This window comes from Telluria antibiotica, from assembly GCF_011682055.1.
Lineage (GTDB): Bacteria > Pseudomonadota > Gammaproteobacteria > Burkholderiales > Burkholderiaceae_D > Telluria > Telluria antibiotica.
Map to the genome: position 1 here is coordinate 20,302 of NZ_JAAQOM010000010.1, position 12,632 is coordinate 32,933.

14 protein-coding genes are annotated in these 12,632 nt (G+C 67.6%); 8 read left to right on the top strand and 6 right to left on the bottom strand.

Annotated elements, in window-relative coordinates; genetic code table 11:
* Nucleotides 1-4: 4 nt before the first annotated feature.
* Together HAV22_RS16780 and HAV22_RS16785 are read right to left on the bottom strand one after the other, a co-directional pair.
* On the bottom strand, nt 5-700 hold the full coding sequence (locus HAV22_RS16780; RefSeq protein WP_166860515.1) for an anti-sigma factor: 696 nt from the start codon (nt 698-700) through the stop codon (nt 5-7).
* Nucleotides 697-1,281 carry a sigma-70 family RNA polymerase sigma factor gene (locus tag HAV22_RS16785; RefSeq protein ID WP_166860517.1) on the bottom strand — a complete coding sequence of 195 codons (585 nt, stop codon included), beginning with the start codon at nt 1,279-1,281 and terminating at the stop codon, nt 697-699. The genes HAV22_RS16780 and HAV22_RS16785 overlap by 4 nt, the downstream gene beginning before the upstream one ends.
* Before the next feature lie 164 nt (nt 1,282-1,445).
* Between HAV22_RS16785 and HAV22_RS16790 the strand changes: the two genes are divergently transcribed.
* Nucleotides 1,446-2,456, top strand: coding sequence for an alpha/beta hydrolase family protein (locus tag HAV22_RS16790; protein ID WP_166860519.1), 1,011 nt, complete (start codon nt 1,446-1,448; stop codon nt 2,454-2,456).
* A 3-nt stretch (nt 2,457-2,459) separates the two neighbouring features.
* Here the strand turns inward: HAV22_RS16790 and HAV22_RS16795 are convergent, their stop codons facing one another.
* Nucleotides 2,460-2,942: a glutathione peroxidase gene (locus HAV22_RS16795; protein ID WP_166860521.1), complete on the bottom strand. Its 483-nt coding sequence runs from the start codon at nt 2,940-2,942 to the stop codon at nt 2,460-2,462.
* Between the two features lie 79 nt (nt 2,943-3,021).
* On the opposite strand from HAV22_RS16795, the gene HAV22_RS16800 reads away from it, so the two are divergent.
* On the top strand, nt 3,022-3,435 hold the full coding sequence (locus HAV22_RS16800) for a hypothetical protein (RefSeq protein WP_229421293.1): 414 nt from the start codon (nt 3,022-3,024) through the stop codon (nt 3,433-3,435).
* A gap of 97 nt (nt 3,436-3,532) precedes the next feature.
* Here HAV22_RS16800 and HAV22_RS16805 read toward each other — a convergent pair whose 3' ends face one another.
* A complete protein-coding gene (locus tag HAV22_RS16805) occupies nt 3,533-4,669 on the bottom strand; it encodes a PilT/PilU family type 4a pilus ATPase (protein WP_166860525.1) in 1,137 nt (378 codons plus the stop codon).
* Nucleotides 4,670-4,683: 14 nt separating this feature from the next.
* Nucleotides 4,684-5,727 (bottom strand): type IV pilus twitching motility protein PilT, encoded by a 1,044-nt coding sequence (locus HAV22_RS16810; protein ID WP_166860527.1) that lies wholly within the window; start codon nt 5,725-5,727, stop codon nt 4,684-4,686.
* A gap of 63 nt (nt 5,728-5,790) precedes the next feature.
* On the opposite strand from HAV22_RS16810, the gene HAV22_RS16815 reads away from it, so the two are divergent.
* Both HAV22_RS16815 and proC read left to right on the top strand, forming a co-directional pair.
* On the top strand, nt 5,791-6,492 hold the full coding sequence (locus HAV22_RS16815) for a YggS family pyridoxal phosphate-dependent enzyme (protein WP_166860529.1): 702 nt from the start codon (nt 5,791-5,793) through the stop codon (nt 6,490-6,492).
* Nucleotides 6,493-6,499: 7 nt separating this feature from the next.
* Nucleotides 6,500-7,318 carry a pyrroline-5-carboxylate reductase gene (proC, locus tag HAV22_RS16820; RefSeq protein ID WP_166860530.1) on the top strand — a complete coding sequence of 273 codons (819 nt, stop codon included), beginning with the start codon at nt 6,500-6,502 and terminating at the stop codon, nt 7,316-7,318.
* A 3-nt stretch (nt 7,319-7,321) separates the two neighbouring features.
* Here the strand turns inward: proC and HAV22_RS16825 are convergent, their stop codons facing one another.
* Entirely contained in the window at nt 7,322-8,335 is a 1,014-nt protein-coding gene (locus HAV22_RS16825) for a family 43 glycosylhydrolase (RefSeq protein WP_166860532.1), read from the bottom strand.
* A gap of 151 nt (nt 8,336-8,486) precedes the next feature.
* On the opposite strand from HAV22_RS16825, the gene HAV22_RS16830 reads away from it, so the two are divergent.
* The 4 genes from HAV22_RS16830 to HAV22_RS16845 all read left to right on the top strand — a co-directional run bounded on the left by HAV22_RS16830 (nt 8,487) and on the right by HAV22_RS16845 (nt 12,622).
* A complete protein-coding gene (locus HAV22_RS16830; protein ID WP_166860534.1) occupies nt 8,487-10,502 on the top strand; it encodes a phosphocholine-specific phospholipase C in 2,016 nt (671 codons plus the stop codon).
* 98 nt (nt 10,503-10,600) lie between these two features.
* Nucleotides 10,601-10,999 (top strand): VOC family protein, encoded by a 399-nt coding sequence (locus HAV22_RS16835; protein WP_166860536.1) that lies wholly within the window; start codon nt 10,601-10,603, stop codon nt 10,997-10,999.
* A gap of 51 nt (nt 11,000-11,050) precedes the next feature.
* Nucleotides 11,051-11,278, top strand: coding sequence for a hypothetical protein (locus HAV22_RS16840; protein WP_166860538.1), 228 nt, complete (start codon nt 11,051-11,053; stop codon nt 11,276-11,278).
* Nucleotides 11,279-12,622 carry an MBL fold metallo-hydrolase gene (locus HAV22_RS16845; protein WP_166860540.1) on the top strand — a complete coding sequence of 448 codons (1,344 nt, stop codon included), beginning with the start codon at nt 11,279-11,281 and terminating at the stop codon, nt 12,620-12,622.
* Nucleotides 12,623-12,632 lie beyond the last annotated feature (10 nt).

Here is a 12,632-nt window from a genome sequence, read left to right on the forward strand (position 1 = left end):
CACCTTACAGTTTCACCCAAGCGCCCTTGTACAGCACGGGGCCCGTCGGCGCGTTCGGATCCGGCGAGCCGCCTTTCGGTTCCAGACTGATTGCCAGCAGCACCACGTCCGGCCCGACGGCGCGCTGGTCCAGGCGCAGGCTGGCGTGGCGGTTATCGGGGAGGATGCCCAGCGAGCGCGTCTTGCCGGCCGCCGTGATGGCCCACAGCTGCAGCGTGCGGTCGTCCGGCACCTTCACGTTGTCGGCCACGCGCACGTCGATGCGCGCGCGGCGCGCGTCGGCAGCCACCACCAACGCGGTCCGCGCCTGGTCGTCGAGCAGCGTGGCCACCTGCTGCAGCTGCGGCTCCCGGACGCGGCCGGCCAGCACGACGGCCAGCGCCACCGCAGCCACGCCCCCGCCGACCGCGAGGCTGCCCCAGAGCCGGGCGCCCTCGATCCGCCAGAACTGCCACGCCGGCACCGCGCGGGCGAACCCGAGCCGGCGTTCGATGCCGTCCCATGCGCGCGCCGGCGGGGGTACCGCGCTCCACTCGGCCATCGGCACGATGCGCGCCTGCCAGCCGGCGACGGCGCCGCGCAGCGCGGCGTCGGTGGCGAGCCAGCGTTCGAAGCGGCGCCGCGCGCTGCCGCGCAACGTGCCGAGCACGTATTCGGCAGCCAGCTTGTCGCGCAGTACCGGATTGTCTTGGATGTTCATGCCGCTTCTCGTTTCGACAGGCAGGTTTTCAATTTGTCCAGGCCACGGCGGATCCACGTCTTGACGGTGCCGATCGGCAGGCTGAGCCGGACCGCCACCTCGCTGTGCGACAGGTCGTGGAAATATGCCATGCCGATCGCCTGGCGCTGCCTGCCTTCCAGCGCCGCCATGCAATGCGCCAGCGCGCGCGCCTCGTCCGTCATTTGCATGCGGTCCGGCGGTCCGGCGGCCGGGTCCTGCATGGCCAGCAGCATGTCCGCATCGAACTGCTGCGCATCGAGTTCGACCGCGTCATCCTGGCGCCGCAGCATGTCCAGCGCCTTGTTGCGCACGATCGTCGTCATCCACGTCAGCGGCGCGGCGAGATGGGGCTGATAGCCGGCGGCCCCGTGCCAGATCGACACGAAGGCATCCTGCAGCGCTTCTTCCGCGAGCTCGTCCTTCCTCAATATACGCAGCGCGAAGCCAAACAGTTTCGCCGCCGTCGCGTCGTACAGGCGGCGGAACGCCGCGCGGTCGCCGAGAGCTACTGCGGCGACGAGGCGGCGCAGCGCATCGGTGTTGTCGAGATCCTTGGTCACGGCGGTCCTGGCAGGTTGTCCGGCGATTAAATTTGTTCAATTTGATTGTAACCCGGCAGCGCGACGGCACGACGTCCGCGCCGCATGCGAGCCGTGAGTTTTCGATAGCCTGTCGCGTGTCTGTTCGTGGGATGATCCGGGTTTCCTCATTTCTTAGGCCAAGCATGATCCGACGCACCCGCTTCCTCGCAGCCGTTTGCGGCTTCCTCCTCGCCGCCGGCGCCGTGGCCGCGCCCACCGTGCGGGAAGAACCGATGGACTTCGGCAAGGGCGCCGGCGCCCGCTACACCTTGCAGCGCACGGGCGCACCGGACGTCCGCTACGTCATCTCGCGGCCCGCACACAAGGCGCCGCTCGTGCTGTTCGTGCAGGGGTCGGGCTGCATTCCGCCGTTCGTCGGTCTCGGTACGCCGAACCGGTATTCCACCATCTTCAATTTCGTGCCGCTGGCGCAGCAGGGCGATTATGCCGTGATGGTCGTCGACAAGCCCGGCCAGCCGGACGCGCCGCCGCAGGCGTCGCGGCAGGCGCCGGCGGGCGTCGCGACGGGCTGCCCGGCCGCGTTCAACGCCGGGTTTTCCTACGACAGCTGGCTGGATACGCTACGCGCCGCGCTGCGCCATGCGCTCGCCTTGCCCTGGGTCGACGGCAGCCGCGTGCTCGTGTTCGGTGTGTCGGAAGGCGCCGTGATGGCGGCCGGCCTGGCCCGCGCGGAAGCCGCGGTGACGCACGTGGCGCTGATCGGCGGCACCGGCACGAGCCAGTTGTTCGACTTCGCCGCCAACGCGTACGGCGCCGGCGGCAGCGAGGAAGCCATCCAGGCGCGCCTCGCGGAGATCGACGCGACGGTGGACGCCATCAACGCCGACCCGCGCAGCACCGACAAGTTCGCCTGGGGCCATACGTACCTGCGCTGGAGCACGTTCTTCGCGCACGCGCCAGGCGAGGATCTCGTGCAGTCGAAGGCGCGCGTGTGGCTGGCCAGCGGCATGCGCGATGCCAGCGTGCCGATCGTGTCGACCGAGGTCGCGTACGCGCGCCTGCGCGCGCTGGGGCGCGACGTCACGTTCCGGCGCGTGCCGCGCGCCAACCATGGGCTGGTGCCGGAAGGCGGTTCGATGGCGGACGTGCAGAAGGACTACGACGCCGTCATCGCGTGGTTCGCGCGGCGCTGACGCCTACTGCTGCAGCGCTCTCTCGATATCGCCCGCGATGTCCTGCGGCTTGGTCTGCGGCGCGTAACGGTGCAGCACGGTGCCGTCGCGGCCGACGAGGAACTTGGTGAAGTTCCACTTGATGCCTTCCGTGCCCAGCACGCCCGGTGCCGCGTTCTTCAGGTATTTCCACAGCGGATGCGCGGCGTCGCCGTTGACGTCGACCTTGGCGAACATCGGGAACGACACGCCGTAGTTCTTTTTGCAGAAGGCGCCGATGTCCGCTTCGCTGCCCGGCTCCTGGCTGCCGAACTGGTTGCAGGGGAAGCCCAGCACTTCGAGGCCGCGGCCGTGCAGTTCGCGGTACAAGGCCTCGAGGCCCTCGTATTGCGGCGTGAAGCCGCATTTGCTGGCGGTGTTGACGACGAGGAGGATCTTGCCCCGGTACTGGGCCAGGTCGACCGGCTCGCCGTCGAGCGAAGTGGCCTGGAAGTCGAACACGTTCATCGCGGGCTCCTGTATGCTCGGGTGGATTCGAAGCCAACAGTGTAAGGCAAAGGAGGACCGGATGCAGACTGCCGTGAACATGCCACTCGCCGCGGGTGCGCTGCTCAGCGCCATCGCGGCGCTGCTCCACCTGGGCATCATCGCGGGCGGTCCCGCGTGGTACCGCTTCTTCGGCGCGGGCGAGCGCCTCGCGCGCGCGGCCGAGCAGGGCAGGCGCTACCCGGACGTCATCACGCTGGGGATCGCGGCCGTGCTGTTCACGTGGTCGGTGTATGCGCTGGCGGGGGCCGGTGTCATCGGCCCGCTGCCGCTGTCGAAGGCCGCGCTCGTGGCCATCACCGCCGTCTACCTCGTGCGCGGGGTGGGGTATGGCCCGCTCGTCGTTGCCAACGGGGGCAGGGTCACGCCGTTCGTCGTGTGGAGTTCGCTGATCTGTTTCGGGTATGGGCTCGTGCACTTGCTGGGGCTCGTGCAGCGGTGGGATGTGCTTTAAGCATTCGCGGTGCGGTTGGTGGGCACGGGGTGCCCACCCTACGGCAAGTGCGTCGGACCAGCTGTAGGGTGGGCTCTCCGAGCCCACCGTGCGTGCCTCAGACGAGACCGAGCGATTCCGTTCCCGCCGAGAAGTCGCGGTTCTTCGCGTGCTTGCTGTGCAGCTTGATGTTCAGGCGCAGGTCGTTCACGGAGTCGGCGTTGCGCAGCGCGTCCTCGTAGGTGATCTTGTCGGCCTCGTACAGGTCGAACAGCGCCTGGTCGAACGTCTGCATGCCCAGCTCGCGCGACTTCTTCATGATCTCCTTGATCTCGTGGACTTCGCCCTTGAAGATCAGGTCCGAGATCAGCGGGGAGTTCAGCAGGATCTCCATCGCGACGACGCGGCCCTTCGCTTCCTTCTTCGGCACCAGGCGCTGCGAGATCAGGCCCTTCAGGTTCAGCGACAAGTCCATCAGCAGCTGCTGGCGGCGCTCCTCCGGGAAGAAGTTGATGATGCGGTCAAGCGCCTGGTTCGAACTGTTCGCGTGCAGGGTGGCCAGGCACAGGTGGCCCGTCTCGGCGAACGCGATCGCGTGCTCCATCGTCTCGCGGTCGCGAATTTCTCCGATCTGGATCACGTCCGGCGCCTGGCGCAGGGAGTTCTTCAGCGCGGCCTCGAAGCTGTCCGTGTCGACGCCGACCTCGCGCTGCGTGATCACGCAGTTCTTGTGCGGGTGGACGAATTCGACGGGGTCCTCGATCGTGATGATGTGGCCGTGGCTGTTCTCGTTGCGGTAGCCGACCATCGTCGCGAGCGTCGTCGACTTGCCCGAGCCCGTGGCGCCGACCATGATCACGAGGCCGCGCTTGGTCATGATCACGTCCTTCAGCACCTCCGGCAGGTCGAGGTCCTCGAACTTCGGGATCGTCGTCGTGATCACGCGCAGCACCATCCCGACGGCGCCCATCTGCATGAACGCGGAGACGCGGAAGCGTCCCAGGTCGCCCGGGCTGATGGCGAAGTTGGCTTCCTTCGTCAGCTCGAAGCCGGCGGCCTGCTTGTCGTTCATGATGGCGCGCGCCAGGTCGGCCGTGTGCGACGCCGACAGCGCCTGGTTGGACACGGGCGTCATGCGGCCATCGATCTTCATCGCGGGCGGGAAGCCAGTCGTGATGAACAGGTCGGAGCCGCCCTTGCTGACCATCAGGCGCAGCAGGTCGAACATGAATTTGGAGGCCTGGTCGCGTTCCATCGTCGTCTTTCAGGTTAGCCGGGGAAGTTCTCGGGGATCTTGGCGGCGAAGCGCGCGGCGGAGGACGAGATCACGTTGCGGCGCACGAGGTCCGTCAGGTTCTGGTCCAGCGTCTGCATGCCGACGTTGGAACCGGTCTGGATGGCGGAATACATCTGCGCGATCTTCGCTTCGCGGATCAGGTTGCGGATCGCGGGCGTGCCGATCATGATCTCGTGCGCGGCCACGCGGCCGGAGCCATCCTTCGTTTTCAACAGGGTCTGCGAGATCACGGCCTGCAGCGATTCCGACAGCATCGCGCGCACCATCTCTTTTTCCTCGGCCGGGAACACGTCGACGATACGGTCGATGGTCTTCGCCGCGGACGACGTGTGGAGGGTGCCGAACACGAGGTGGCCCGTCTCGGCGGCGGACAGGGCGAGGCGGATCGTCTCCAGGTCGCGCAGCTCGCCGACGAGGATCGCGTCCGGGTCTTCGCGCAGCGCCGAGCGCAGCGCGTTGTTGAACGACAGCGTGTGCGGGCCCACTTCGCGCTGGTTGATCAGGCACTTCTTCGATTCGTGCACGAATTCGATCGGGTCCTCGATCGTGAGGATGTGGCCGTATTCGTTCTCGTTCAGGTGGTTGATCATCGCGGCCAGGGTGGTCGACTTGCCGGAGCCCGTCGGACCCGTCACGAGCACGAGGCCGCGCGGCTTCATCGCCAGGTCGGCGAAGATCTTCGGCGCGTTCAGCTCTTCCAGCGACAGGATCTTCGACGGGATCGTCCGCATGACGGCGGCGGCGCCACGTTCCTGGTTGTACGCGTTGACGCGGAAGCGCGCGAGGCCGGGGATCGCGAACGAGAAGTCGCACTCCAGCATCTCTTCGTACTGCTTGCGCTGGCCGTCGTTCATGATGTCATAGATCATGCCGTGCACGTCCTTGTGCTCCAGCGGCGGCAGGTTGATGCGGCGTACGTCGCCATGCACGCGGATCATCGGCGGCAGGCCGGACGACAGGTGCAGGTCCGACGCTTTGTTCTTAACGGAGAACGCCAGCAGTTCCGAGATGTCCATTTATAATCCTTGGGCTTTTGCAGCACCGATGTAACCGAAAAATATTTCCTGTAGAAAACCATTATGTCCACAATCGCCGCCAACTTGCAAGCTGTCGAAGCGACAATCGGGGCCGCTTGCGAGGCCGCGAAACGGCCCCGTTCGACGGTCCAATTGCTGGCCGTTTCGAAGACGTTTCCTGCGGAAGCCGTGCTGGAAGCGATGGCTGCGGGCCAGCGCGCGTTCGGCGAGAACTATGTGCAGGAAGGCGTCGACAAGATCGCGGCTGTGGCAAAAGCGCGACCGGACGTGATGCTGGAATGGCATTTCATCGGTCCGATCCAGAGCAACAAGACAAGGCCCATCGCGACGAGCTTCCAGTGGGTGCACACGGTCGAGCGCTTGAAGATCGCGCAGCGCCTGTCCGAACAGCGCCCACCTGAACTGGGCCCGCTCGACATCTGTTTGCAAGTGAACATCAGCGGCGAGGCCACCAAAAGTGGCGCGAAGCCGGAGGAGTTGCTCGACCTGGCGAAGGCCGTCGTCCAGCTGCCGAACCTGCGTCTGCGCGGGCTGATGGCGATTCCGGAACCGCAGGCCGACCTTGCGCTGCAGCGGGCGCCGTTCGCGCGCCTGCGCGCGCTCGCGCAAGACCTCGTCAAAGCCGGCATCCACGTCGACACGCTGTCGATGGGCATGTCCGGCGACCTGCAAGCGGCCGTGCTGGAAGGCGCGACCATCGTACGCATCGGCAGCGCGATCTTCGGCGCGCGCCACTATGAATAAGGCTTACATGAAAATCAGTTTCATCGGCGGCGGCAACATGGCCACCGCCCTCATCGCCGGCCTGGCCGGCAAGGTCGCGCAGGCGGCGGACATCCACGTCGTCGACCCGAACGCCGACGCGCTGGCGCGCCTGCGTGAACAATATGGCGTGACGGCGTCGCCCGACATCGGCGCGGCCGTCGCCGCGAGCGACGTCATCGTGCTCGCCGTGAAGCCGCAGCAGATGCGCGACGTGACGGTGCACTTGCAATCGCAGCTGGCGAACAAGCCGCTGCTGCTGTCGATCGCGGCGGGCATCCGCGGTGCCGACCTGTCGCGCTGGCTCGGCGGCTACGGCGCCATCGTGCGCACGATGCCGAATACGCCGGCGCTGATCGGGCAGGGCATCACGGGCATGGTGGCGATGGCCGGCGTCAGCGCCGCGCAGAAGGATGCCGCCGACAGCATCATGCGCGCCGTCGGCCAGACCGTGTGGCTGGACGAAGAGAGCCTGATCGATCCGGTGACGGCGGTGTCGGGCAGCGGCCCCGCGTACGTGTTCTACTTCCTCGAAGCGATGCAGCAGGCTGCGGCGGAAATGGGCCTGTCGGCGGAGCAGGGCAAGGCGCTCGCGCTGGCCACGTTCACGGGCGCGGCCCAACTGGCGGCCCAATCGGATGAACCGGTCGACGTGCTGCGCCAGCGCGTCACGTCGAAAGGCGGCACGACCTACGCCGCGATCACGAGCATGGAAGCGGCGGGCGTCAAGGAAGCCATCGTCGCCGCGATGAAGGCAGCCGCCGCGCGCGGGCGCGAGCTGGGCGAGGAGATGGGCAAGGACGCCTGAGCGCTACGGGGACGGCGGCGCCAGCCGGAACGCGACATCCCTGTCGCGATCGACGCTTAGCCAGCCGTCCTTGAACACCAGCTCCGCCACCTGGATGACCGTGCGCTGGTGCCAGTGCGCGTCCGTCGCCGCTTCCGGCTCGTTGTCCTGGTGGACGAAATAGTAGATGAATGCGCGATCGCCATCGACGACGACGTCCGCATGCTGTCCCTTGGCCCGGTCCGTTGCATGGTGACCCGGCTCGCCCAGGACGTATCCCGGCCGCTCCGTCCAGTGGGTCGCATCGTCGGACCGCAGCACCATCAAGCCCTTCCACACGTCGACGACCATCCAGTAAAACCCCTTGAAGCGGAATACCTTCGGCCCCTCGCCCTTGGTGGGATTCACGGGTTCGTCGCCGAGCTTCTTCCACGTGCGCAGGTCCTGGCTGTCGGCGGCGAGGATACGGCTGCCGGCGCGCTCGTCCTTGTACCACATGCGCCAGCCCGCGCCGAGCTTGACGACGGTCGGGTCGATCATGCGGCCGGTATCCAGCTTCACGGTGCCTTCACACTTCCATGTGGACAGGTCGGTGCTGGTCAGGTGCTCGATGCGGCCGTCCGCGCCGGGTGCGCCCCACCGGTTGAAGATGCCCGGCACGACCGTGAGCCACATGTGGTACGTTCCGTTTTCGTACAGGATCTCGGGCGCCCAGGACGTCACGTCCGTGCACGCCTTGGGGAAATCGGCCGTGCCCTGGTACCGCCACTGCACGCCGTCCGGGGACGTGGCGATCCCGATCGCCGTGCCGTGCACCCAGGCGACGTCTTTCGGGTCGGGCAGCTTCAGCGTGGCCCGTCGATTCGTATAAAACATCTTCCACAGCCTGGCGGCGCGGTCGTACACGATGGAGACGTCCGCCGCGCCGTCGGACACGGGGTCGCGGTACATCGGCTTGGACGCCGTATCGGCGGCATAGGCGCAACCCGACAGGGCCAGCGGCACCGCAATGGCCAGGGAGGCGAGAATGGATTTCATGGGGTCTCCGGTGGTTTTTCAGCGATCATACCAAGTTTTAGGTATCGATAACAAAAATCGCTGACCGGAAGGGGGGATCACGTGCAATCCGCTTGTCATCCGGCCGTGCTAGATTCTGATCCATCGAACACGCATGGCGAAAGGATGCACGATGCCGTCTCCGTCACGCCGCCGCTTTCTCGGCAATGCCACCGCCGCGACGGTCCTGGGCGCGCTGCCTCCGCTGCTGCAGGCCGCGCTGGCCGTGCCGCCGCGGCGCGGCACGGGCACCATCGCCGACGTGCGCCACGTCGTCATCCTGATGCAGGAAAACCGCTCGCTCGACCATTATTTCGGCACGCTGGCCGGCGTGCGCGGCTTCGGCGACCGCATGACGATTCCCGTGCAAGGCGGCCGCACGGTCTGGCAGCAGCACAACGGCCGCCGCATCGTCATGCCGTACCGGCTCGATGCCAGCGCCGGCAACGCCCAGCCCGCGCTCGACCTGCCGCACACGTGGCCGGACGCGCAGGCCGCCTGGGACAACGGCCGCATGGGCAACTGGCCGCGCGCGAAGACGGATGCGTCGATGGCCTATTACACGCGCGCCGAGCTGCCGATCCAGTTCGCGCTGGCCGACGCGTTTACCCTGTGCGACGCCTACCACTGCTCGCTGCAGGGCGGCACGAACCCGAACCGCCTGTTCATGATGACGGGGACGAACGACCCGTCCGGCCGCCACGGCGGTCCCGCCATCGACAACCGCATGGAAGGCTTCGGCCCCGTCGAACGGGGCTTCACGTGGACCACGTATCCGGAACGCCTCGACGCGGCGGGCGTCAGCTGGAAGGTCTACAACGACATGGCGGACAACTATGGTTGCAATCTGCTGCAGACGTTCCGGAGCTTCCGCGCGGCGCACGCGGCGCGCCCGCATCCGCTGGCGGACAAGGGCTTGTCGACCACCTTGCGCGACGCCACGCTGGACGGCCTGCGTGACGACGTCGTGAACGGCCGCCTGCCGCAGGTCAGCTGGGTCATCCCGCCGCGCCTGTACAGCGAGCACCCGAATCCATCCACGCCCGTGCAGGGCGGTGCGTACACCCTGCAGGTGCTGGAAGCACTGCTCGCCGACCCCGACGTGTGGAGCGGGACCGTGTTCCTGCTGACGTATGACGAGAACGACGCCTTCTTCGACCACGTGCCGCCACCGGCTGCGCCCGCGTTGCTGCCGGACGGATCGCGCGCCGGCAAGTCCACCGTCGGCTTCGCGGACGAATGCCACCGCGACGGTTGCCTGTTCGGCCTCGGGCCGCGCGTGCCGATGCTCGTGATGTCCCCGTGGAGCAAGGGCGGCTGGGTGAATTCGCAGGTGTTCGACCACACGTCGATCGTGCGCTTCCTCGAGCGCCGCTTCGGCGTGATGGAGCCGAACATCGGCGCGTGGCGCCGCGCCGTCTGCGGCGACCTGACGAGCTGCTTCGACTTCGCGTCACCCGACGCATCGATCCCGCGCCTGCCCGCATTCGGCACGGCGCAGGCCGACGCGGAACGCGTCCGCCAGCGCGCCACGCCCGCCATCGAGGTGCCGCCGGAATCGGCGCAGGCGGCGCCGCGCCAGGAGGAGGGCACGCGGCCGTCGCGCGCGCTGCCGTACCTGCTCGAGGTGCTGGCCGAACCGCGCGCGGACGGCGTCGTGCTCACGTTCGCGAATGGCGGCACGGCCGGCGCCGTGTTCCACGTCTACGACCGCCTGCGCCTGGATGCCGTCCCGCGCCGCTACACGGTGGAAGCGGGCAAGCAGCTCGCGGACACCTGGACGGCATCCGGCGCCTACGACTTGTGGATCCTCGGCCCGAACGGCTTCCACCGCGGCCTGCGCGGCACCGGCGTGCCGGGCATCGCCGTGCGCGCGGCGCGCGCGGGCGAGCGCATCGTGCTCGAGCTGCGCAACGGCACGGACGCCCCGCGCGACGCGACGGTGACGATGCTGGCGTATGCCGACCCGGCACCGCGCACCGTCAGCCTCGCCGCGGGCGCCGTCGAGGTCATCATGCTGCCCGGTCCGTGGCATGACGCGGCCGTGCGCTGCGGCGACGCGGCGTGGCGGTTCGCCGGCCGCGTCGAGACGGGGTTCGACGGTACCAGCGACCCCGCGTCGGGGCTCGCGTCCGTCCAGGCCTGGTAAGCTGCGATTTTTTTTCGCGGCCGTGTCGATGTCGTGCGCCGCCGTTCGTCGTCAGGGTGCAGGACCTGTCATCCACCCACTTTTCGCACGAGGACGCCATGAACAAAGAGATCATCTTCAACCTGCCCGTCAAGGACCTGGAGCGTTCCAAAGCCTTTTTTGCCGCGCTGGGCTTCCGCCTCAACCCGCGGTTCAGCGGCGACAACGCGGCCTTCATCGACGTCGTGGAAGGCAGCATCCACGCCATGCTGACGACGGAAGCCTTTTTCGAGTCGCTGACGGGCAAGCCCATCGCACCGGCGCGCATGGCCAGCGAGGTCGTCATCTGCCTGAGCTGCGAGAGCCGCGATGAAGTGGACACCCTGATCGCGAAGGCGGCCGCCGCCGGCGCCCGCATACCGCATCCGCCGGAGGACAACGGCTTCATGTACGACCAGGGTTTCGAAGATCTCGACGGCCATTTGTGGAACCTCGTCTGGTCGGCGCCGCAGGGCTGACGGGAGGCTCCAGTGGTACGATAGCGGTTCGTACCCAATGCAGAGGAAGCAATGACCGTATTCGCCATGCCCGTCTTCGACGCCACCGTCATCTACGACGGCAAGGAGCTCTTCAAGGGCCAGGGCGCCGCGCGCGGCTGGGCCGAGAAACTGGCCAAGGAAATCGAGACCGATGTCACGGTCGAGAAGATCGGCACCGGCTGGGCGCTGTGCGCCCGGCTGGACGGCGTCGATTGCCGCTGGGGCATCCTGGGCCAGCGCCTGAAGCGCCTCGACTGAATGGCCGCGCTGACGGTCTCGCGGATCCTGCACGCGGGCTATGTGTTCGAGTGCGCCGGCACGCGCATCGCCTTCGACACCATCTTCGAAAACCCGTTCAGCCGCAACTGCCACGCGTTTCCCGACGTGCGGTTCGACGCGGCGTCGATCCGGCAACAGCGCTTCGACGCCGTGTTCATCTCGCACTTCCACGACGACCACTGCTCGCTCGAGAGCCTGGATTTGCTCGACCGCGCGACCCCGCTGTACCTGTACTGCCTGTTCGACGAGCTGTTCGACATGGTGCGCGAGCTGGGTTTCACGCGCGTGCACGCCCTGCGCCTGGACGAGCCGGTGATTGTGGGCCCGTTCCAGGTCGTGCCGCGCGAAGCGATGGATGCGGAGGTGGACTCGATGTTCCAGATCCGCGCCGCCGGATTCAATGTGCTGAACGTCGTCGATTCCTGGATCGACGACGCGGCCCTCGCGCGCCTCGTCGCGGAGAAGCCGTGGGACCTCGTGTTGTGGCCGTTCCAGACCATGCGCGAGATCGAGGTGCTGGCGCCGTCACGCGCCGCGCCCGCGCCCCCCGCGCTGCCGGACGAGTGGCTGGCGCAGCTCGCGGCGCTGGACCCGCGCCACGTCGTGCCGAGTTCCTGCCAGTTCGTCCTCGAGCCGTGGTCGTGGTACAACCGCGCGTTCTTCCCGATCTCGTACGCCCTGTTCGCGCAGCAGGTCGGCGCGGCGCTGCCGCGGGCGCGTGTGGTGCGCATGAACCCATCGGTGTCGATGCGGCTCGATGCGGATGGGCTGCATCCCGCGCCGCCGCTGGACTGGGTCATCCCTGTCGGCGACCAGGACGTCGACTACGTCTACGCAGGCAATGCGGACGCGCCGCCGACGAGCGACATCGCCCGCCACTTCCCCGCGCTGACGCAAGACCAGTGGACACAGGTGCTCGACTTCTGCCGCGCGACGCTGCTCGACAATTACGCGGACACGGAGGCCGGCTGCGAGTTCTTCGACCGGCCCCGCGTCTGGCAATTGTCGATCTACGATCACGAAGGCGCCGTCACGCGCTTCCGCTACCGCCTGGAAGACGGCAGCGCCGTGCATGCGGGCGCCGCGGACGGCCCGCCGGGCTGGACGACCGACGTCCCCGCCGCCAAGCTGTACGCGGCGCTGGCATTGGGCGAATCGCTGACGTCGATGTACGTCCGGATCAACGATGCCGTGTTCGATGCGGACACGGAACGTGACCTCGCCGAGGCGGACGTCGTCGACGATCCGCTGATCCGCTGCCTGTTCAGCGACGGCTTCGGCGCCTACCAGCGGGCGCAGTTGCGGCGCCTGCTGGGGCGGTGAGGCGAGGACG